The organism is Bacillus sp. ISL-77 (assembly GCF_018613105.1).
The window spans coordinates 167,102-189,810 of record NZ_JAGGQY010000036.1 but is presented as its reverse complement, the minus strand read 5'-3'; the positions used below and the strand labels follow the sequence as shown (position 1 = coordinate 189,810).

Genomic DNA, 22,709 nt, shown 5'->3' with positions numbered 1-22,709 from the left:
TAACATCCCCCTGCATCTTTCATAGTATCTGCTCCTTTAATATCTGTTCCAAGGCTTGAGCGGATTCTCTTACATACTGCTGATCTTGTTCAGTAAACGTTGAGGCTCTCCTATTACCAATGAGCAAAACTCCTTTTGGTACAGCATTAAAAAATAAAGGGACGGCAAAGGAGGAAACAAGTTTTTCAGCAAGCATAATTGGATAATCTGTTACTTTTCCGATAACTCCATTCGGAAAATCTGTTATCATCATCGGACTGCCGCTTGAGATTATTTTTCCCGCGATCCCTTTACCGAAACGGACGGTTATTCTTTTGTATTTATCATTTAAATTGGCGGATGCATAATGCCACCTAACATCCGGGCCCACTTCATTTTGCAACGCCAAGGCTACAAATTCGCAGCCTACCACAGCCATAAGACTGTCGCAAACCTTGATAACCTCTTGCAGTTCCATAATCTCTTTCATCCCAAGTAACTCTCCTTAAATACCATAACCTAATAAACCTTTCCTAACTGCGTATTCCACTAACTCAGGTCTGGTTTTCATCTGAAGTTTCTCCATCAAGTTACCTTTATGGGTTTCGACCGTTTTTACACTGATTACCAGCTGTTCAGCAATTTCCTTATTGGAATACCCTTTAGCAATAAGTGTTAGAACTTCTTTCTCCCGCTCGGATAAAAGATTATATGTATCATTCCCATCTTGTTTTACGCTGCTCAAATATTCTTCCATCAATCGCTTCTGTGCAGATGGATGTAAATAGGCATCCCCGACTGCAACTGATTCGATTGCTGACATTAGTTCATCATGTGGGGCGCTTTTTAAAATACAGCCTGAAGCTCCCCCTTGAATTGCTCGAAAAAGGTATTCTTCATCATCATGCATCGTGAGGATCAAAATATTTATTTCCGGCTTTAGCTTTTTTAATTCGGTCGTTGCCGACAAGCCGTCTTTTCCATGTGGCATACTTAAATCCATGACTACGACATCCGGTTTTAACTTCAAGGCTTTTTTGATTCCTTCATTGCCTTCTGATGCTTCACCAATTACTTCCATTTCAGGATTTGTGTTCAAAAGCATTTTTAAACCCATTCTAACTACGGCATGATCATCAACCAACAGAATCTTTATCACTCTTAACTCCCCTTTAATCCCTATTTACTAACGGAAGGGCTAGCACTATGGATGTTCCTTCTCCTATTTTAGAAGAAATGGTACACTGTCCGCCAGTCAGAAGCATTCGTTCTTTCATGGCCGCAATACCTGATGAAGGATTAATGAAATCGTTTTCGTCCTGTTGAAACCCTCTGCCGAAATCATAAATGGAAATTTTCAGCTCTTGCTCTGACCAAATAAAATTCATTTTTACATTGGATGTATCTGCATACTTGGCAATATTGGCAAGTGCCTCCTGGCATACACGAAATACCGTGATCCTATTTTTTTCAGATATCCACTTTTCTTCACCCGTTGAATCTAAATCCACTAGGATCCCAAACGTGGATGTATATAACTTAATATAGCTCTTCATGGCTGGTAGTAAACCAAGAGTAGTTAGGGTAGGCGGATGCAATTCAACCGAAAGAAGCCTAATTTCTTGAATGGTCTTTTCAATCAACTGCGACATTTCGCGGACATAACTTTTCATATGCGGCTCTTTTGCACCTGATTCAATAAACTGCAAGCCTGTTAAAATACTATATAGATTTTGTCCAACACCTTCGTGCAGCTCTAAGGCAATCCGTTTTATTTCTTCCTCTTGGGAATGAATAATATAAGAGCTAATCTGCTGTTTTGAATTTAATACATCCATCCCGCACCTCCGGTTATAAAAAAAAGGCAGGTTCTTTTTTAAAAGACCTGTACCTTTTTTACAGTATACGTTAAGCCGCTCTCCGAATCAGAAGCTGACCATTGTCCATCCATCTGACTTACTCGACAAGAAATCGGTACCGCAAGAAAATAAAAATCATCAAAATAAAAGCGGATATGGGTTCCATCAGGACAGAACTGCACCTTTTTTATGGTTTTCTTCACAGCTGGCGCCTGATCTCCACCATCCGCATCTTGAATCGCAATTGTTACCGGCACACCCACAAATATGTTCAAATCATCTAATTTAATGAGTTCCACAGCTGTTACATCCTCTCTTCACAGGATAGATGAACATCTTAAAGCCCTGCAAATACTCCCAAAACTTCTCATCGGCATTTTTCTCGATGAATTGAATCGTTTCTTCTTCAGAACCCCAGTCACTCATTCCTTTTATTTCAGCAATAACCATCTCTGCCCCATCGAGTGTTTTTTCTTCAAGATACCAATTTAGGCGTTTTTTCGAAAAAGTGTTCTTCAATAACTCATCAATTTCATGGCTAAAGCCGCCTGCTTCTGGCCGGACAAAACAAAAATCAATATAGGTTTCACTAGTCATTGATATTCACACCTTTTTTATAAATAAGGAATGCGACTGGAAATAAAATAACGTTAATGACTGCGGCAATTATTGTATTAGTATAGTTTTCATAGAAGTATTGATGAACCATATATTGTGTAAAGATAATGTTTAACATCAACACCGCAAGTAGTAGGGCAACTGGCAAATAGCTACGCTTCATAACGCTTCACCCCCACGGCATAAACCACTCCGTTTTCTACTTTTACATAAATTTCAGGAAGTGGACGTCTCGGTGGACCCGCAATCGGCGCACCTGTTTCGACATCAAATTTCCCATGATGGCAAGGGCAAAGCATTTCTCCCTCATCCTTTTTCCAAAACACAGGGCATCTTAAGTGGGTGCACGCATTTTGGTAGGCTACATATTTATTTTCGGAGAGTCTAATTAAAATAGCACTATCATGTTCACCAGGAAAAGCAAAGTCTACTGCATCTCCGATAGGCAGAGATTTAACATCGGTAATTTTTTGCTTTGGATATTTTTTATCGCCCAATCCTGTTAATTCTTTTGCAGCCAAGGCTCCCCAAGGAAGTGAAGAAACAGCGAAAACACCTGCCGCACCAACTAGTGTTTTCATAAATCCGCGTCGGTCGAGCTTTCTTTCATTATTGCGGTTTATATTATGTGTATAATTATCTTCTTTGAACGGGATTTTATTATTTTTATCTGTCATGCGAATCCCTCCTAAAACAATTTAGTGACGCCCTGCAGAATACCAGGAAGATTCACTTTTACATTTGTTTCGCCTTCTAAATAGGGCATACTTGTTACCCATTTACCATTATCTAAGTTAAATTGCTTTTGTTTCGCTTCAATTTCTTCATCTGACAGCCATTGTAATGTATTAGACGGGCAAACACTTGCACACATTGGCGGGATGCCATCCTTTGTACGGTCGATACAAAGATCGCACTTGTACATTAAATTTTGCTCTGTATCAAACTTCGGTATTCCATACGGGCAAGCAATTGTACAGTTTTGGCAGCCAATGCACTTTTCCACTAGAGCCGAAAGAACGGCTCCTGTTTCATGGATTTGGATCGCCTGCGCTGGACAGCTTCTTGCACAAGCTGGATTCACACAGTGAAGGCACATCAGAGGCATCGTTTGACGGTTAACAAGCGGATTCACATCGTAAACATAGTTACGGTTACGTTCCTCATGCCCTCCGCACTGCGTACAAGCCGCCAAACACGAGCGGCACCCTATACAGTTTTCAAGTTCGAGATATAGCCTCTTTTTCATTTACTGCACCTTCTTCATTTCTAGTTTTTCAATCTGAGCGGCACACGCTTTGAATTCCGGCATCCGTGACATAGGATCAAGCGCTGCAATCGTTAATAGATTAATAGATTTATCGTGACCAAAATGGTAGGGAACAAATACGGTATCTTTTCGAATGGCTTCAGTGATTTTCACTTTATATTCCGCTTCACCTCTACGAGTAAAGAGGCGAACAAATTCTTCGTGTTCAATGTTATATTTAGCAGCTGTTTCTGGATGTACTTCTACATACGGCTCTGGGCACATATCGCGCAAAAATTGGATCCGGCGGGTTTGGTTTCCAGATAGATAATGGTAGACGACACGTCCTGTGGTTAAGCGTAATGGATATACTTCATCAGGCTCTACAGCCGGTGGACGATAGGGCAGGGCACAGATTTTTGCCTTTCCATCTGGATGATAGAACTTTTTATCTAAGAACATGTGGGGTGTTCCTGGATCATTTTCATCTTTACATGGCCAAAAGACACCATCTTGCTTTTCGATTTTATCCCATGTGATACCATAGTAGTCGGCATAGCCGCCTTTAGAAGCTAAACGGAATTCATCCCCAACATCGCTTGCTGTTTTTAAATGTGAGAAGTATTTTCCTCTGCCTAGACGCTCACATAATTCCACTTGGATTTGCCAATCTGGTTTCGATTCTCCCAGCGGTTCTTGTGCCTTGTTAATTTTAATACAACGTCCTTCAAGGTTGGTTACTGTTCCTTCGTCTTCAGACCAAGTTGTGGTTGGAAGAATGACATCCGCAAACTCAGCTGATTCCGATAAGTAAAAGTCTGCACACACCATAAAGTCCAGATTTTTCATTTGTTCACGTACATAATTTAGATTTGGAGCCGATACGGCTGGATTGGAGCAAAGCAGGTACAAACCTCTAATTGTTTTTTGCTCCATTAATTCGAACATTTCATAAGCAGAAACACCTGGTTCCGGCATTTCTTCAGGAGTAATCCCCCACACTTTACAAACTTCCTCAACATGTTTTGGGTTCGTAAGCTTACGATAGCCTGGAAGTAAATCTGATTTCTGACCGTGTTCACGGCCGCCTTGACCGTTCCCTTGACCAGTAAATGTAGCAACTCCTGCTTTAGGGCGGCCAATTTTCCCTGTGACTAAGGCCATGTTTGTGTATGCTGATACGTTATCAACACCTTTATGCTGTTGCTCAATTCCACGGGCAAACATGACAATGGCATTTGGTGCTTTACCGTAGATTTCTGCTGCACGTATGATTTTTTCTGGTGCAACCCCAGTAAGCTCACTCGTATATTCAGGTGTAAATTCTTTTACCAATTCTTTTGTTTCTTCAAAGCCATTTGTATGGTTATTTACGAATTCTTCGTCCGCATAGCCATTTTGAATAAGTAAGTTTAGAATTCCATTGGCAAGGGCTAAGTCTGTTCCAGGTCTTAAATCTAAGTGAACATCTGCTCTCCTGGCAATGGGTGTCTCACGCGGGTCTGCTACAATTAAGTAGCCTCCTCTTTCCTGGACTGCCCACACTCGGAACATCGAAGTTGGGTGACATTCTGCTGTATTGCTTCCTGCAATAAACAAGCAATCCGTTTCATGAAGATCTGTCCAGGGCAGGGTTGATCCTCGGTCGACTCCAAAGGATCTCAGAAAGCCACCTGCGGCACTTGCCATACAGAATCGGCCGTTGTAATCAATGTAACGAGTCTGTAAGCCGACACGGGCAAACTTTCCTGATAAATAACATTTTTCGTTTGTCATCGATACACCGCTATAGACACTAAGCGAATCCATACCATAATTTTTTTGAAGCTCTTGAAAATTTTTCACGATTAAATCATAGGCTTCATCCCAGGTTGCCTCACGAAAGCCATCTTTTGTTCCCTTTAGTGATGCATCATCACGAATTAGTGGTTTTAAAATACGATCATCATGGTTGGTTTGCTGGTAAGCAGTAACCCCTTTGGGACACATTTTTCCGACCGTTACTGGCCAGTCATATCGAGGCTCCACCCCAATTATTTTATTTGTTTTTGTATTTACCCGTAAATTCATCCCGCATTGCATCCCGCAATAACTGCAATGAGTTTTTACAAACGTTTCATTCGGATGACGAACATTTTCGACTTCTTTAAAAAATTTATCTCTTGGGTTCCGAAAATTATCCTTTTGCATTCTGGTTTGCCTCCTTGACCTTTACTTGATGAGTTGCGAAGCCTGAGAATCTTGAAATTCTATATTTTCTACGACATGGCAGACATAGTTCAGCTAGATTAAAGCCATCTTGCATATTGAAGTCGATCTCGTTAGCGCCTAATACTTGAATAACATCACGAGATTGTTCCACTGATACAAAATGATCGCTGCACACTTTACATATCTTCATTTGCTGCTCAGCATAATGTTCACGGTAATTTCTTGCGAATACACTCATTGGACGGAATGGAATATGCGCTAACTTCCCAAACGGTAGATAAATTAACGTGACGATTACGGAAAATTGGTGAATCAGTGACATTTGCGGCTGCATCCAGCCATGCATGACAATGTTTTGAAAGGTTAGTAAAAGCCCGGTTACAGATATAAATAACAATAGATAAAGAGGTAAAAAATCATACATGAATTTTTGTTCTGCTCTCGCCTGCATGTTACCTAAGCGACGGTAAAGCGCCATGCACACACCTGCAGTCACCATGATAGCTGCAATATTCAGTGCATTATAGGAGAACCATGCAATAATTCCTTCGGCTTTAACCTGCATGACGTTCATTCCAAATAACACGATCGTATAGTAGCCATTGTCTTCCATCGTAAAATACATCCAGCTGAATACGAGCGGAAAGGTCACCAAGCACGCAAGGACACAGCCCCAACCGATTAAAATATGCTGTACCCATCGGTAAATCCCGCGATTTCGGATAAAATCGTAAATGGCTAAATGATTAACAGCCGTTTTCGGAGTACTTTTTCGAAATAAAAGATTTAAGCCTTTTTTAATAAAAATCTTGGTCGGTGGTCTCTCGCCCCAAGCAATAAAGCGGTAGAAAAATCCGCCGATAAAGACGATTGTTCCGACCATATATCCATAAAGATTCAAGTCAACGTGCGTGAACATTCTTGTGCCAATAAACATTAAAATGGCCAGTCCGGCAATAGTTAAAAACATTGATTTAGCAAAATGTGAAGCAAAGGCATCATTGACCGAGCTTCCTGTTTTTTTATTTGTAGCAATATTTGATTGCATCCTCTAGTCCCTCCTAAAAAAAAATAACACCACCGTTTTTCTTACTCTTATTGTAAGAAAAACGGTGGTGTTATAAATATCAGGGAGTTCCCCTATCATGGAAGGGAAAAACCCTTAGAAATATTATTTTAGACAAATGTTTGTCACATCTAGTATTAAGATCTATCTTTGAGTGTACTTTTTTCGCCAGGAATATAGAAGAAGTAATAAACCAATTAGTATTTGCAAGGTAAAAAGTATTGCATCCCAGAATGGAAGCGAGGACGGTCCTTGAGAAAAACCAGGAAGAATTCTTTTCCATGCAAATAATAATTGGGGGACATAAAAAAATGTATATATGCTAACTGTCAGTATGACTCCGACAAAATAAAAGATTGAATATAAAAAAACTACCTTTTTTTCTCCCTCAAAAACAACCTCTTGTATTGATGGTGAGTTGAGAAATGAAAGCTTCTTCCTTATCGCTTGCTGAGCATTTTCCATTAAGTTATAGCAGCCCGATACATTTTCAATCACGTAATATAAATCGGTTTTCATATAAATGAAGCCTTGGTAAACCATTCGAATAAATGTATCCAAGACTACTACATTCATAACACCCAGGAAAATCTCTGACCCATTTGTAAAAATTAGATGGCTAATTAATGCGCATGAAAGAATAAGTGTATCAAAGCAAAGGCCCGCCAGAAATAAAACATTCCGCTTATTAGAAGGTAGTTTCCAAACCGATAACATATCAGTCTCAAGGACAACAAGTATTAATCGATGCCCGACCTCCAGCTTAGTCGGAAGATTTTGAGCCCTCATCGCTAATATGTGGCCAAACTCATGAATAAAGACAAGGATAATCGTAATTCCCATCCAAGTCGGGATATTCAAAATCATTAAATCAAAAACAAACAAATCCTTATAGTGCGGAAATAAACTTGGATGGGATAGAAGGATAAACACATTAACTAGCAATAAAGTGAAATAAACAAGGTATGCAGCCTTATTAAAGAAAAACTCCCCGATCTTTGGTGAAATCCATAAAAGGCCTAGGTCTTTCTTTTTCTTTTCCTTCAATTCAACTTTTACACCATCAACTTCACCTATCAAGCCCATAATTAGTAATTGTTCGGCAAAATCGAGCATATCTACTTCATCATTAGGATATTTATCTTTAAGCACCCGTTCAATTTCCTCTATCGACCCACCATTGTTGATTAAATGGATTGCATCAATACAAACCCTCGGCATCTCATAAAACTCGCCTAATGCAATATCTTCAACGATATAATGTTTTTTATCCTTGCGAATATTGACTGGGACCAACAAAAGACGTGAATGAAGTGTTAGGTTCATATTAACACCCTTTATCTCATATATTATCATTAAGAAAGGATGCTTAGCTTTTCGCTAGCATCCTTTTTTTAACCTTTCCAACCAGGAACAAATTGACACCACCAGCAAGTTGTTTTTACCTTTTTCAGCTTTCGGATTTTCATAAATCCACCTCCTTAGGAAATTCCCATTCTTTTAACCACGGATATTTTTCATGAAATTTAATCCATGCTGGATATACCTTTTTGAATTCTTCCACTAACATAGGATCAAATTGGGAACCTTTTCCGTCAATGATGCGTTGATAGGCTATTTCAACTGGCATTGCTGCTCGATAAGATCGAGAAGATGTCATTGCATCAAAAGCATCTGCAACTGCAGCCACTCTAGCAAGGAAGGGGATTTCTTCTTCTTTTAATTGATCAGGATACCCTTTACCATCCCAACGTTCATGATGCGAACGAATGACAGAAAGACTACCTTTAATCCCCTCGACATTATCAACTGCTTCAGCACCAACAACTGGATGTGATTTTATTATCTCAAATTCATCGTTTGTCAACTTCCCTGGTTTCATTAGAATTCGGTCAGGGATATGAACTTTTCCTATATCATGTAATAAACATGCATAATAAAAAGATTTTTGCTCATCTTTGGAAAGCTTACCTATTTCCTTTGCTAACAACAAAGCATAACTGGCTACTCTTTCACTATGTCCCTTAGTATAAGGATCCTTTAACTCCAGAGTAGCAATAACACCTTTTACAATTCCTTCTAATTGTTTGTCGTATGAAGTACTTATCGCTTTTACGTATCCCTGAAAACGAACTAATAAAAAAAATGCCATGATAGACAGTACAGCTATTAAAATAATTGGGATTATTACATAAGAAGTCTTTAATATAATACCAACGAATAAATATCTTGCCGTAACACCTAAACTTACTAGCCAAAAATATCTTCTACTAAGGAAAAGAGGTAGTGATAAAAGTAAAAACACTTCTATTAAATTCCCACTTTTGTAAGACGCTCCCCTTCCATAGAAGGATAAGATATCCACAATAAAAGTAACCAATAGATAGCTTATAAAAAATACGTATTTTATTGAAGCTTGCTTATTCCGCTTATTTAAATAATATGCTATTGGAATTAATATTATTAAAAGGATATAGGTTAAATAAAAAAATTTACTAGGCGGGCCCACTTCTTCATGTTCAATGAAGGCTGGGAAAAGATAGTAATAAAAAAAATCATAACCTACAAGAATTATATAAAAAAATAAAAGAAACCATTTAACAGTTCTTATTTCTTCATTAGGTAACATAAACTCCTCCATGTATCTATCCCATTGTACTTTCCATAAAATCCTCATAGAAATGCTAATATAAAATATTTTTACTTTTTTCAATCTATAATAGAAAATTACAAAATCTATTAATGTTCAGTATTCCTCTACATTATATATCATTGATAATACCCTTGAAACACTTTATTTTGATGAATTTTGTATAATTGTAGAACTATTTATCTATTTGTAGTATCGGTAAAGTTACAATTACTCGTGTTCCTTTATCAATAATACTTTTTATTTTCATCGCACCCCTGTGATCCTTAATTAATTGATTTGTAACCATTAAGCCTAAGCCTGTTCCATCCGTTTTCGTTGTAAAAAATGGTTCTCCAAGATTTAGGATATTCTCATCAGCAATTCCACACCCCTCATCTTGAATTGAAACGGACAGTTTGTGTTTTTCTAATACTTTAACACGTATTTCTATCCTACCGCCCTCAGGCATTGCTTCGATCGCATTTTTTATCAAATTAATAAATACTTGTTTTAATTGTTTATCATCACAATCAAGAGGTGGTAAGGGGCCAGCCATTATTGTTTCAACAATTACTCCTTGTCTTTCGGCTTGTTGTTGCGTAATGGATAATGTATAAGCAATTATTTCTTCGATACTTGCCTTTTCAAATTTGATTACTCTTGGTTTGCCAATGTACATCAAATCATTAACAATGGAATTAATCCGATCGATTTCCTGAATCATAATTGGATAATAATCGTTTGTGTTTGGGTACCGTTCCTGCTGCACTTGTGTAAAGCCCTTTAATGATGAAAGGGGATTACGTATTTCATGGCCGATTGCCGCAGCCATTTGACCAATAACAGCCAGCTTTTCTTTTTGTCGTAGTTCTTCGTAAACGGTTGTCAAGGTTTGAATATAGGAATTAAAGCGTATCACTAAAATATAGGCTATCACTGATAAGATGACATAGATAACTGTTGGAATTAATACGTTTAAATCTTGTAAAATTATTCCTAACAATAATTCCTTCCCTATCATCCCCAACGAAACAACCCAGAAGTATTTTTTATTTACAAAAATAGGACTAAATAGAACAAATAATACTTCCACGATATTTCCTGCAGCATAAGAAGCTGTCGTTCCTAAAATTTCTAAAAGGGTGTCCAAAATATCAATACCAATATAGCTAATGATGTAGATATATTTAACAATGTAAGGATTTCCCTTTTTAATAAAGTAAATAGCAATCGGCAACAAAGCAAGGATTAATATATATAACCAAATTCCCAGACCAACTCTCTCTGTATCAAATTGACTTTCCTGGTCATTTAAGTAAGGTCTAATATAATTATAGAAAATATCAAACGAATAAAACATAAAGTAAAATAACCATAAAAACAGTGTTATTGCCTTTCTCTCTTCAAATAAAAGCTTCGGATTGTTGACGCCTTCTTTCATGCTAGTTTCTCCTCAATCTGATCATCTTGTATTAAATTAGATAAAAAACCTGCTCCTATTTTATCATCTTTCTTATGTTTAAATTACATTATTTTTGTAAAAGCGATGAATTTCGACATTTTTCGATAAAACCAAACAAAAAAAAGGACTTACCTAGAGTAAGCCCCTTCTTTGTTTGATCCAATTAGCTAACTTTATTTAACTGATCCACTGTTTTATTCAAGGTTGAATGTTTACGTCCATACCCGAAATAAACGAATAGTCCGATCACAAGCCAAACTCCGAAGCTAATCCAAGTTGTTTTTGGTAACTGAATAATTAAATACCCGCAGAACACAAAAGCAAGAATTGGAATATAAGGTACAAATGGAACCCGGAAGCCTGTTTTAGGTGCTTGTTTATTTTTTCGAAGATATAAAATCCCCACTGAAACCGTCATAAAGGCAAAGAGAGTTCCGATATTTGTTAGTTCTGCAAGTTTGTTTAATGGAACTAAACCTGCAAAAATCGATACTAGCAAACAAATAATCCATGAATTCACCATTGGTGTCTGCTTGTTCTTATCTACTTTTGAAAATACTTTTGGCAATAGGCCATCACGGCTAATCGCATAAAATAAACGAGATTGTCCATAAAGTAAAACCAATAATACTGTTGTGATACCTGCAATCGCACCAAGCGAAATAAAACCAGCTACCCAATCCTGATGGATATAATTAAGAGCAAATGCAACTGGGTTTTTCACGCCTAACTCTTGGTAAGGAACGATTCCAGTAAGAATGGCAGAGACAATAATATATAACACCGTACATACTAGTAAAGATGCGATAATACCAATTGGCATATTCTTTTGAGGATTTTTCACTTCTTCAGCTGCAGTTGATACGGCATCAAAGCCAATATAAGCAAAGAACACAGTTGCAGCTCCAGCTGTAATACCTGAAAATCCAAACGGCATAAATGGCGTCCAGTTTGAGGGCTTTACATACCAAGCGCCCACACCGATAAATAACAAAACAACGACTAACTTTATAATTACCATAATCGTGTTAAATCGAGCAGATTTCTTAACACCTTGTGTTAATAGCAACGTGATGATTACTATGATAAGAATTGCCGGAACATCGATAAATGTGCCGTTTGCTGGATCATATGCACTTGTGATTGCTTTAGGAAAATGAATACCAAAGCCAGCTAGAAGCCCTTGTAAATACCCTGACCAACCACTAGCAACAGCAGATGATGCGAACCCATATTCAAGGATTAAATCCCAGCCCAAAATCCAAGCAATTATTTCACCAAAGGTAGCGTAGCTATACGTATACGCACTCCCTGAAACCGGTACAGTGGATGCAAATTCCGCATAACATAGGGCAGCAAATACGCACGCTAATCCAGATAAAACAAAAGATAAAATAAGTGCAGGTCCTGCATGTTCTGCTGCTGCAACACCAGTTAATACAAATATTCCAGTACCTATAATAGCTCCAATTCCAAGCATGGATAAATCAAAGGCACCTAAATCTTTCTTTAAAATTACATCTTTTTGCCCAGCTTCTTGTATAAGATCCTTTATTGATTTTTTTCTAAATAAATTCATTGGTTTACCTCCACGAAATGATGGCGGAATGTTCTGAAAAAACAGTTCGCTAAAAATGTATATCGAAATAATATAATCATTTTAGGGAAAAAGCAATATTTTTTGAAAAATAAAACTATTTGAAGATTATTCCATGGAAATTCAAGTGATGGAAATGCTCCACCTTAATCTTTTATTAATTAGTATTAAGCTTTTCTCAAGGGTTAATACTTTCCTAATATAATTAATATAATTTCCATTTTTAATGAATATTTATTTCCTATATAACAAAAAAAACAGATTCCTCGAAGAAATTGCCTTCCGAAGTAATCTGTTTCGTTTTTTTAAGCTACATTTCTTTCAAGCTTAATCCGCGGTGAATTCCACATAGTGATCCATTTTCTAATAGCAGTCACCATAATAATCATACAAAGCGCTAACATAATGATGGATAAAACCCCATTTAAGACACTATAGCCTGCTGCTTCGGAATTTAGATAAACATTTTTCACCATCCAGTAGCCCGCATAGTTTACAGTTACAAAGAGATAAGCGAGCGGTACCAAGCATGTAAGCATATATCGACGTTTATCAGCAATGCTTAGTATTACTGTTGCACCGATAATTAGACCGATGGAAGCCATTAGTTGATTGGAAACACCAAACAGCGCCCAGACGGAGCCAATATCACCCGAGAAGAGTAGGTAACCCCACATAAAACATGCTAATGCACTAGCAAAAATAGAACCAGGAAGCCAATCTGTTTTCTTCAATGGCTTATAGAATTCACCGAAAAAGTCTTGGATTAAATAGCGAGCAACACGTGTTCCAGAATCAATGGCTGTTAAAATAAATACAGCTTCGAACATAATAACAAACTGGAAGAAGTAAGATGATAATTTCGCAAACCATGGAATGGCTGTGAAGACATAGGTCATACCTACTGCTAATGTCACCGCACCACCGGTTCTACCTTCAAGATTAATGCCAATTTCATTGGCAAGTTTCGGTAGCTCCTGCACTTGCATGCCAAGTGTTTTAAAGACTTCAGGTGTTGAGTTAATCGCAAAATAGTCTGCAGGCTGAAGGGCTGTTGCCGCAATCAATGCCATGATTCCAACCACACATTCTACAAGCATGGCGCCAAAACCAACCACTTTTATATCAGACCAACGATCAAGCATTTTAGGAGTCGTACCTGAACCTACGAAAGCATGGAAACCGGAGATCGCTCCACAGGCAATCGTAATTGAGATAAATGGCCATACAGGACCACCTAATACCGGTCCACCACCAGATGTGAATTTTGTGAAAGCAGGCATCTCAATTGCAGGATTGATAATGAATACTCCGATGATAAGTGCAATAAATACGCCAATTTTCATAAAGCTGCTCAAGTAATCACGTGGTGCAAGTAAAAGCCATACTGGCAACGCTGCTGCAAAGAAAGCGTAAATTGGTAGTATAATAGCTAATGTTTTTGTATCTAATGTCAGCCAATCACCTAATACCGTATTTTGAATGGACGGACCAACAAACACTCCGACCATAACGAGAATAAAACCTATAGTCGATGTTAATTTTAAATTGCCGGTTTTCTTATAAGCGATTCCAACAAGCATCGCGATTGGAATCGTAATTCCCACTGAAAAGGTTCCCCATGGATTGTGTTCAAGTGCATGAAGAACAACCATTGAAAGACCTGCCATTGTGATGGTAATAATGAACAACATGGCAAGTCCCGTACAAAAACCAGCAACAGGTCCTAGTTCATCTTTCGCTACTTCTGATAAGGACTTTCCTTTTTTTCTCATCGATGCAAATAGTACCACCGCATCATGAACTGCCCCACCAATAACAGCCCCAATTAACAGCCAGAGCAGACCTGGCAAGTAACCAAATTGTGCTGCAAGGATTGGACCCACAAGCGGGCCTGCTGCAGCGATTGCTGCAAAGTGGTGACCGAATGTAACCCATTTATTTGTTGGTACATAGTCCTTTCCATCGTTAAATTCATGTGCCGGTGTCTGCTTTGAATCATCTAATTTTAAAACCTTTGCTGCCATGAATGTTCCATATAAACGATAAGCAATCATTAAAATACAGATCGAACCAATTACAATTGAAACCGCATTCATATTATTCTAACCTCCTATATTCATACTTCACTTGTCTCTATCTTAGCGGAAGAAAACGCCAACATTGGGTTTTCAAGCTAAAATGCAAGGATTAGACGATGAATAACAAGAATAATAGAATGAAATGCAAAAAACAGCTTCTTAAAAACCAAGAAGCTGTTTTAGCTCTTTTGTATAGGTTCTGCTTACTGGAACCTTTTCTCCATCCTTCATAATTAAGTTGTAGGTAGAATTAAACCAAGGCTCTATCTCAACAATGGCATCGACATTAACTAAATAAGCGCGGTGGACACGAATGATCGACGAATGATGCAGCTTCCTTTCGAAAGTGATTAGCGTATCACTGACAGAGTACTTTGAGTTCCCTGTCGCAATGACTGTTTTCCCTTCATTTGTACCGATATAGAGTATGTCACTTATGTTTACGATAACAATTTTTTCATCGATTGTTATCGCAAGCTTTTCAGACCTCTCGTTAACAAAATTATTTTTCTGAATTGAAAAAGGAATAGCTTGTTTTTTATATTCGATAAGTTTATAAAGCTTCTCAATTGTTTGTAAGACTCTTTTTTCGTCAAAAGGTTTTAAGATGTAATCAACGGCATTTAATTCAAAAGCCTTAAGGGCATATTCATCAAACGCTGTCGCAAATACAATTAATGGAGGATGATCAAGTTTATTAACAAGAGCTGCAATTTCGATTCCACTTTCATCAGCGAGCTGGATATCTAAAAAAACAACATCAAGTTCTAGCCTGCTTATTTTTTCAAATGAGCTTTCCACACTATCAGATTCCCCCACTATTTCAATCTGTTTGCTTCGTTTAAGAAGATAGGTCAGCTCATCTCTGGCTAACGGCTCATCATCCACAATAAAAGCCTTTAACAACATCCTCACCCCACTTTTGTTGTGTTAACGGTAGTGTAATCGATACTTTCGTTCCTTTATTAAGGCTACTTTCAATTTGAAAAGAAGCATTTTGACCATAAATTTCTTCAATCCTTTTTTTGATATTCCAGAGCGCTGTTCCTGTCCCTCCAGATGAATCCACTGTTTGGTTTCCCAGTGTTCCAAGCAGCTCCGCTGAGATACCCTTTCCATCATCTTCAGTTAAAAGGACCATTTTCTCCCCTTCCTGGAAGGCACAGACTTTTACGGTTCCATGTTTCGCCTTTGGAAAAGCATAACGAATTGCATTTTCAACAAGCGGCTGCAATGTAAAAGGCGGAACTAGTACCCTTTCTAGCGGTGGTGAAATATCCAATTCCACATGATAACGGTTTGGAAAGCGTGCTTGCTCAATGGTTAGGTAAGCCTCAATATGTTCGAGTTCTTTTTCAAGCGGTATTAACATTTGCCTTGCTCCCTGTAGATTACTTCGGAAGAAGGTACTTAGTTTGATTAATAGACTCCTAGCTTTATCGGCATCTGTTCGAATAAGACTTGAAATCGTGTTAATAGCATTGAATAAGAAATGTGGATGGACTTGGGCTTGCAAAGCCTTAATCTCCGCATCTTTTAATAATCTTCTTTGCATTTCCAGCTCCGCCATTTCTAATTGGACCGAAAATAAGTTGCTTAAACCTTCTGCCAACTCTTGTTCAACCCTGTCTAGTTTACTAGTATCAGTGAAATACAGCTTCAGTGTCCCCACTGTTTTTGCATGGACCTGTAAAGGTAATACAATGGCTGCTTTCAGAGGGCAGTTTGGGTTAAAACATTGAATTTCATGAACCGATTTTGCAATTGTGATCTTCCCTTGTTCCAGCACCTTTTTCGTTAATTCCGTCGCCATGTTTCCTGACGGAATATGATGGTCTGAACCTGTACCTACATGGGCAAGAACATGGGATTGATCTGTAATCGAAATGGCATCCGCATTGGTCCAATGGAGAATAATCTCCGCTGCTTTTGTACAAGATTCCACATTTAAACCTTGGCGAAAAAAAGGGAGAGTCTGGTTGGCGATGTATAAGGCTTTATGTGTTTGAAGTGCTCTCATCCGCTCTTGTTCTTGCAGAATTTCCTGAATTATCAATACAAAAAGAAGTGTCCCAAACCCATTAATCGCAATCATCGGGAAAGCAATTACCTCTACAAGATGCAGAGCCTCATTAAATGGTCTGGCTTGTAAAAGAATAATCCCCATCTGGGCACATTCCATTAATATCCCCATGACAACAGCCTTCCAAGGCGAATTCCCCTCTTGAATCTTAAAGCGCTTACTTAAGATTCCTGTGACAACTCCAGCCATAATCGTTGACAGGGCACAAGCAGAAGCTGTAAAACCACCTAGGGTCAATCGGTGTATACCGGCAATTAAACCGACCCCAATTCCAACAATGGGTCCGCCAAGTAAACCACCTATCGTTACACCCATAATTCTAGTATTAGCGATCGCACTTTCACTGTCCATATTTGTCAACCAGTCCTGGGAGGTAATTGTTCCATGTCCAATCTCTACACCAGTATAATTGCTGATGACCCCGAAAGCCCCGAAAATTGCAATCATAGCTACCTTAGCTCTAATGCCATGTTCATTATGAATTATTTGACGGAATGATTTCATCCTCGAGAGAAGAAACGCTACAATGATAAGAATACCTACACGTTCAAGCATGAGAGGCAATAATTCGAGCATGGTATCTCACCTTTCGTCTTTACTTTTCCCTACTACTATATCAAAAAAATAACTAACCATCCTAACAATCGGTTAGCCTTGATTATTAAAAATTTACCAATGCTGTTTTTTGGCTGCCAGGAAGGACCATTCTTACCTCCGTCCCAACTCCCGGCTTGCTCTTGTAAAAGACTTTTCCGTTCATTGTTTCAATAATTCTTAAGGAAACGGATGTACCTAGCCCTGTTCCCTTATCTTTAGTTGTATAAAACAAGGTTCCAATCCGTGCTAATTGCTCTGGTGTCATTCCCTTACCAGTATCCATAATTAATATAGACGCTTTATTATTATCGGATTTGTTATGTATTGTTACTTTCCCACCATCAGGGGTTGCTTCAATTGCATTTTTAATTAGGTTAACCAGCGCCTGTTTTAATTGGTTTCGATCAGTGACGAGTGTGAACCCGGTTGAGTCAAGTTCGCTTTCAAGCCGCACTCCTTGTTTGGCAGCCAGTGGCTCCAAAAGCATGACAACTTCTGCTAAGACTTCTTTTAACGGAAACTCTTCTACTTTTTCAAATTTCGGCTTTGCAAAATTTAAATAGTCATTAATAATCGACTCTGCCCTACCTAATTCGCTCAAAACAAGTGAAAGATATTGATAATTTTTCCCCTTTTCTTCCTGCTGCATTAATTGAAGGAATCCCTTCACCACTGTTAATGGATTTCGAACCTCATGAGCAATGGATGCCGCAATTTCCCCTAGCGTATTTAGCTTTTCAGCCCGCTGAATCTCTTTCTTCATTCGACTTCGTTCGATAATCCCCTCAACAAGCTTTGCCTCCAGGGCAATTGCCACTGTTTGAATGAGGGCAACAAGGAGGAGGTCAGGAATATTAAAATCTAGTTTTAAGAAATTCCCCTCAAAATAGCGAAACGTGATAAGCGAAATATAACAAAGGAGCAGGGACCATCCACATAATAAAGTTGTGAGAACTAACCTTTTATTTGGGGAATAACCAAAAAACCTTTTGTTTAAGAGGAACGGGACAAGAGCCGTTAAAAGAGTATTTACTAGGCCAAAAATAACCGTTTCGCCCCCCATTAAGATGCGTGCGCCAAGTAGGGTCGTTACAACCATCCCTCCCGCAACTGGACCTGCGTAAAGAAAGGCTAGTATAAGAGGAACATAGCGGAGGTCCCAATCAAATCCATAGTTCGAATACGAAAAAATCATACAAGTAAGTGCAGCAATGCTTTGAAGCAAACCACATAAGATTGGATAATTAATTTTGCGCTTATTTTCAATTAGTATGCTTAAAAGTAGGACAGGTGCTAATGAAATTAATACATTCAAAAGAAGTTTTTCTGCAAGCATCGTTATTCCTCCAGGACAATACATCTATATCCCTAAAAATACGACAAAAATCGTCTTTTTCCTTTAAAAAATCACAGGTTTTTTCTTTTTTAGTGTACATTCCTTCCGTACCCTATTTGTAAAATAGCACACGTTATTGTGTGCTATTCACATCTATCGAGTTTTCCCCGTGAAACTCCCATAATAAACATAACATTTTCGGTCTTCGTCAATTTCCCTTGAATCAAGGGCGAATTCTAGGAACCTTCCGTCTTTCTGAATGTAAATAATATCGGAGTGAAGGACAACCAAAACTTCTTCATGATTCCAAACATCTTTTTTCTCGATCAGGACGGACCTGTTTCTCTGAAGCTCTCTAACTTCAAAACCAATATGGGAATACTGTTCTTCAGTTATGTCGTCATAGGATGACTTTTCCTTTTTCACGTAAAGGACAGCCGTCCCGTCTGGATCTTTGGCTGTGGCCGTTACCACATACGTTTCGGATTCTTTGACGAAGTATTCACATGTCATTCTTGCTACTGCCTCACTAACTGTTAAATCTAAATAGCTCCAAAGGGCAGGAAACCTTTGATATTTATCATCCAATCGATATTCCAACCTCAAATTTCATCCCTCTTTCATTTTTTCTTTCATTTTACCATTGTTTTCCTTAGGTTTACTTTTATAATTAAAATATAAATTCAATAAGGAGCGTGAAACGGTGAAGAAAACCCAATGGTTAGTGACTGGTGTTATCACTTCCCTCATAGCCGGAACACTTTCTGCCTGTTCAGACGACCGCCCCCCAAAGCCCGATGACAGCAGGTGCCGAGACTGGGACTGGGATGATGACCAAGGGGTATGGCAATGTGATGATACCCACTCGTCTCATTATGGTCATTTTTTTTACGGGGGAAGCTATTATGGAAATAAATCATCACTCTTGAAATCCTCCTCTTACAAGTCATACAAATCCTCTTCAAGCTTTAAAGGAGGATTCGGCAGTGGTTCAAAGGGTGGATTTGGAGGTTAGAAATGTCGAATTATTCAACGAATCGAAAGGTGTTTTATTCGCAATTCCCAACCTTTTGGTCAGATTTATACGAGAACGAATATAGTCTTTACCAAGTTTATTCGATAACGGAACATACATCCTGCCTTTTAAAAGAAGCAACAGAACGCATGGGTCACATTTTTTTCAAAACCGCCCGCCTGTTACGGAGTCTTACTGATGAACAACTCCTTGAACTTGGGTATCCACCTGTAAGTCTTCCATTTTTAAGGTTGAAAAACTTCTCCCCTGAAACCATTATCGCTCGGTTCGATTTTGTGTTGACCGCGGATGGATTCAAATTAATTGAATTCAATAGTGATACACCGACTTTTATTGTGGAATGTTTTCATATGAACGGAATGGTTTGTTCTGAGTTTGGTTACTTGGATCCAAATGAAGGAGGGGAACTCCTGCTTTCTTCCGGTATTACACGCGCAGTAATCGAAGCATCAAAAGGAAAAAGGAAGGCTAACATTGTGTTCACAGCCCACTCTGATCATATCGAAGACTGGAATACCATTAAATATTTAAGCAAGTTATGTCAGGTTCAAAATCGGATCGTTCCATTGTCCACTCTTCGGATTATAGACGGTACTCTTGTCGACGATGAGGGTATACCTATTGATGTGTTGTACCGCCAAACCTATCCTCTTGAACATTTGGTTGACGATCAGGATCCTATAACAGGTGACCCGGTTGGAATCGAATTATTGCAACTAGTCAAAGAAGGCCAACTCTCTATTTTAAATCCTGTCTCAGCCTTTTTGTTGCAGCCGAAATCCATTCAATGTTTAATTTGGGGATTAGCAGAACAGGGAGCATTTTATACAAAAGAAGAGCAAGGGTGGATTATGAAATATATGCTGCCTACCTATCTTGAAGCAGATGCATTTAAGGGACAGCTTGACTATGTTCAAAAACCATCCTTCGGCAGAGAAGGAGATACGGTGACAATTTGGGATCAACACTCCAATATTACCGCTCAAAATTCCTTTCAAACCTATAAAGAGGAAGTTTCGGTCTTTCAACAGTACGTCCCTCTCCCTACTGTTTCATTGGAAACAGAAAAGGGAATCGAGGTACTTTCATTAGTATTCGGATCTTTTCTCATTGCCGGAAAGGCCGGAGGTATCGGCATTCGGGCAGGTGGAAAAATCACTGGCAACGATTCTTATTTCTTACCAGTGGGTATAAAAAACAAGGGGGAATGGAAATGACGAATTTCTTATTATATTTAGCAGTTTCACTTGGTCTTTTATTCGTAGGACTGTTTCTTATGGAAGTAACAACAAAGGTCAAAGAGTTTTCCTTAATGGCAAAAGGAAATAAGGCAGCAAGCTATGTCCTTGGGGGAAGGCTTCTAGGTCTTGCCATTGTTTTGTATTCTACTGCTGCCAATTCTATTTCTCTTACGGATATGGCCATATGGGGTGCAATCGGAATTGTGGCTCAAATTGTGGTTTTTTACCTGGCTGAATGGCTTACACCTCGTTTTAACGTCAGTCAAAGCATCGAGGAAGATAACCAGGCAGTCGGCCTTTTTCTAATGCTGCTGTCGGTTTCCATCGGTATCGTCATTGCTGGGTGTTTAACATATTAAAAAAAGCGCAAGCGCCTTGCACAGGGGCTTATGACCCCGAGCCCCTAGGCGCTGGAGCTAGATTGAAAAAAACGCATCTCGAGATGCGTTTTTTTATAATGATTTATATGTATTTTTATCGCATATCACAAACAATCGAGCCTCTTTCGATAGAGGTTCATTCCACTTTTTCAATATATTTAGATCACTCCGGTCCGCAATGAGCTGGGCCCCTTTTTTCTTTAAGTGCTCGTAAGCATCTCCGTATGTTTTCCAGTCGGATTTAACTTCAACTTCCCATAAATCACTGCCCCCGTCTCCATCCTTTCGGCTTAATAACTGAGTAAAAAGATGACTTGCCCCTTTTGTCTGCGCCGATTTTGCCATCAGGTTGGACACCGATTCATGAGAAAGGATAAATTCATCAATTTTGACATGTTTAAAATTGCCGACATGCTTTTCATTTAGAATTTCTGCAATCGTATAAATATTTTTTTCCGTACCTTCATCATAGCGCTCGATGGAGGAAGCGGTTAATAGCGTTTTACCATCTGCTAAATCTGGGTTGTCGATCCCATCTGGGGCAAAGAGCAAGACTGCTTTTGATCTTTCAATTTTTGCTCTTTTCAATGTTTCTTCATCTGTGGGGCTCCCCTGGATATATAAAAACCGCTCATGTTCATATGGTGTCTTCTCTAATTCATCAATTAGTACGATTTCTGTTTTTTCATCTCCAATAAACAGCTCTTTTATCGTGTTTTTGCTTTTGGCAGTCCAGCCGATAATAACGTAATGATTTTCTCCTTTAAAAGACATTCTTCCTTCCTCCTTCATCCGTTTGTAGCGTGACACAGCATCGACGATCATCCCTATAACCGTACCAAAAAGCCCGATGCCAGCAGTATAGACGATTACCATCGCCCAAACTCTCCCCAACATTGTCGTCGGATACACATCTCCGTAGCCAACCGTGGTCATCGTGGTAAGAATCCACCAAATAGCGTGGAAAGTATTTCCAAATGTTTCAGGCTCTAGTATTCTCATAACCTCAGCGTTTATAAAAATATAAAATGTCGTAAATAACAGCACCGTACGATACCGATACTTAGCTGCTGTAAGAAACAACCTTCGAAAAAGTATCATGGATAAACCTCCATTCTCTCACTCCCGTTATAAGAGTTTATAGAATAATATTTCTGCTATATCTTTGGTTATTCCTCTAAAGAAAATAGTTTTATTATTATTGTTGACAAATAGGCACCAGTCCTGTAATATTAATATTTGTGCTTCACATTTAATTGTAACTTGTAAAAGATAAGATAAC

The 22,709-nt window shown here is 38.6% G+C and carries 23 protein-coding genes and 1 pseudogene; 3 read left to right on the top strand and 21 right to left on the bottom strand.

Annotated features, from left to right (window positions below; translation table 11 throughout):
• Positions 1-19: 19 nt before the first annotated feature.
• The 20 genes and pseudogenes from J7E77_RS14690 to J7E77_RS14595 all read right to left on the bottom strand — a co-directional run bounded on the left by J7E77_RS14690 (position 20) and on the right by J7E77_RS14595 (position 19,376).
• Positions 20-469, bottom strand: coding sequence for a GAF domain-containing protein (locus J7E77_RS14690; protein WP_214715305.1), 450 nt, complete (start codon positions 467-469; stop codon positions 20-22).
• A gap of 15 nt (positions 470-484) precedes the next feature.
• Complete coding sequence (locus J7E77_RS14685; protein WP_088085771.1) at positions 485-1,138, bottom strand: response regulator; 654 nt, start codon at positions 1,136-1,138, stop codon at positions 485-487.
• Between the two features lie 13 nt (positions 1,139-1,151).
• Positions 1,152-1,817, bottom strand: coding sequence for a sensor histidine kinase (locus J7E77_RS14680; RefSeq protein ID WP_214715303.1), 666 nt, complete (start codon positions 1,815-1,817; stop codon positions 1,152-1,154).
• Positions 1,818-1,855: 38 nt separating this feature from the next.
• Positions 1,856-2,137 (bottom strand): hypothetical protein, encoded by a 282-nt coding sequence (locus J7E77_RS14675; RefSeq protein WP_214715301.1) that lies wholly within the window; start codon positions 2,135-2,137, stop codon positions 1,856-1,858.
• Positions 2,124-2,435: a hypothetical protein gene (locus J7E77_RS14670; protein ID WP_214715299.1), complete on the bottom strand. Its 312-nt coding sequence runs from the start codon at positions 2,433-2,435 to the stop codon at positions 2,124-2,126. The genes J7E77_RS14675 and J7E77_RS14670 overlap by 14 nt, the downstream gene beginning before the upstream one ends.
• Complete coding sequence (locus J7E77_RS14665; protein WP_214715297.1) at positions 2,428-2,619, bottom strand: hypothetical protein; 192 nt, start codon at positions 2,617-2,619, stop codon at positions 2,428-2,430. Before J7E77_RS14665 ends, J7E77_RS14670 begins: the two co-directional genes overlap by 8 nt.
• Entirely contained in the window at positions 2,609-3,133 is a 525-nt protein-coding gene (locus J7E77_RS14660; protein WP_168242184.1) for a QcrA and Rieske domain-containing protein, read from the bottom strand. The genes J7E77_RS14665 and J7E77_RS14660 overlap by 11 nt, the downstream gene beginning before the upstream one ends.
• Positions 3,134-3,144: 11 nt before the next feature.
• Positions 3,145-3,705 carry a 4Fe-4S dicluster domain-containing protein gene (locus J7E77_RS14655; RefSeq protein WP_075687583.1) on the bottom strand — a complete coding sequence of 187 codons (561 nt, stop codon included), beginning with the start codon at positions 3,703-3,705 and terminating at the stop codon, positions 3,145-3,147.
• A complete protein-coding gene (locus J7E77_RS14650; RefSeq protein ID WP_214715295.1) occupies positions 3,706-5,895 on the bottom strand; it encodes a molybdopterin oxidoreductase family protein in 2,190 nt (729 codons plus the stop codon).
• Complete coding sequence (locus tag J7E77_RS14645; RefSeq protein WP_214715293.1) at positions 5,882-6,964, bottom strand: hypothetical protein; 1,083 nt, start codon at positions 6,962-6,964, stop codon at positions 5,882-5,884. Before J7E77_RS14645 ends, J7E77_RS14650 begins: the two co-directional genes overlap by 14 nt.
• Positions 6,965-6,977: 13 nt before the next feature.
• Positions 6,978-7,025, bottom strand: a pseudogene (locus J7E77_RS31745) (hypothetical protein); the annotation flags it as partial.
• Positions 7,026-7,126: 101 nt separating this feature from the next.
• Positions 7,127-8,308: a hypothetical protein gene (locus J7E77_RS14635; RefSeq protein WP_214715291.1), complete on the bottom strand. Its 1,182-nt coding sequence runs from the start codon at positions 8,306-8,308 to the stop codon at positions 7,127-7,129.
• Between the two features lie 139 nt (positions 8,309-8,447).
• Positions 8,448-9,611: an HD-GYP domain-containing protein gene (locus J7E77_RS14630; RefSeq protein WP_214715289.1), complete on the bottom strand. Its 1,164-nt coding sequence runs from the start codon at positions 9,609-9,611 to the stop codon at positions 8,448-8,450.
• A gap of 196 nt (positions 9,612-9,807) precedes the next feature.
• A complete protein-coding gene (locus tag J7E77_RS14625; RefSeq protein ID WP_214715288.1) occupies positions 9,808-11,055 on the bottom strand; it encodes an ATP-binding protein in 1,248 nt (415 codons plus the stop codon).
• Positions 11,056-11,239: 184 nt separating this feature from the next.
• Positions 11,240-12,655 carry a branched-chain amino acid transporter BcaP gene (gene bcaP / locus J7E77_RS14620; RefSeq protein ID WP_214715287.1) on the bottom strand — a complete coding sequence of 472 codons (1,416 nt, stop codon included), beginning with the start codon at positions 12,653-12,655 and terminating at the stop codon, positions 11,240-11,242.
• A 323-nt stretch (positions 12,656-12,978) separates the two neighbouring features.
• Entirely contained in the window at positions 12,979-14,772 is a 1,794-nt protein-coding gene (gene cstA / locus J7E77_RS14615; RefSeq protein ID WP_214715286.1) for a carbon starvation CstA family protein, read from the bottom strand.
• Positions 14,773-14,913: 141 nt separating this feature from the next.
• Complete coding sequence (locus tag J7E77_RS14610) at positions 14,914-15,660, bottom strand: LytR/AlgR family response regulator transcription factor (RefSeq protein ID WP_214715381.1); 747 nt, start codon at positions 15,658-15,660, stop codon at positions 14,914-14,916.
• A complete protein-coding gene (locus tag J7E77_RS14605; RefSeq protein ID WP_214715285.1) occupies positions 15,635-17,413 on the bottom strand; it encodes a sensor histidine kinase in 1,779 nt (592 codons plus the stop codon). Before J7E77_RS14605 ends, J7E77_RS14610 begins: the two co-directional genes overlap by 26 nt.
• 85 nt (positions 17,414-17,498) lie before the next feature.
• The gene (locus tag J7E77_RS14600) at positions 17,499-18,770 is read right to left on the bottom strand and encodes an ATP-binding protein (protein WP_214715284.1); all 1,272 of its coding nucleotides are present in this window, start codon (positions 18,768-18,770) and stop codon (positions 17,499-17,501) included.
• 153 nt (positions 18,771-18,923) lie between these two features.
• Complete coding sequence (locus tag J7E77_RS14595) at positions 18,924-19,376, bottom strand: hypothetical protein (protein ID WP_214715283.1); 453 nt, start codon at positions 19,374-19,376, stop codon at positions 18,924-18,926.
• Positions 19,377-19,473: 97 nt separating this feature from the next.
• On the opposite strand from J7E77_RS14595, the gene J7E77_RS14590 reads away from it, so the two are divergent.
• The 3 genes from J7E77_RS14590 to J7E77_RS14580 are packed head-to-tail and all read left to right on the top strand — an operon-like array spanning position 19,474 to position 21,406.
• On the top strand, positions 19,474-19,785 hold the full coding sequence (locus tag J7E77_RS14590; RefSeq protein WP_214715281.1) for a hypothetical protein: 312 nt from the start codon (positions 19,474-19,476) through the stop codon (positions 19,783-19,785).
• A gap of 2 nt (positions 19,786-19,787) precedes the next feature.
• Positions 19,788-21,023 carry a glutathionylspermidine synthase family protein gene (locus tag J7E77_RS14585; protein ID WP_214715279.1) on the top strand — a complete coding sequence of 412 codons (1,236 nt, stop codon included), beginning with the start codon at positions 19,788-19,790 and terminating at the stop codon, positions 21,021-21,023.
• Entirely contained in the window at positions 21,020-21,406 is a 387-nt protein-coding gene (locus tag J7E77_RS14580) for a DUF350 domain-containing protein (protein ID WP_088085752.1), read from the top strand. Before J7E77_RS14585 ends, J7E77_RS14580 begins: the two co-directional genes overlap by 4 nt.
• A 93-nt stretch (positions 21,407-21,499) precedes the next feature.
• Here J7E77_RS14580 and J7E77_RS14575 read toward each other — a convergent pair whose 3' ends face one another.
• Positions 21,500-22,528 (bottom strand): potassium channel family protein, encoded by a 1,029-nt coding sequence (locus J7E77_RS14575; RefSeq protein WP_214715277.1) that lies wholly within the window; start codon positions 22,526-22,528, stop codon positions 21,500-21,502.
• Positions 22,529-22,709 lie beyond the last annotated feature (181 nt).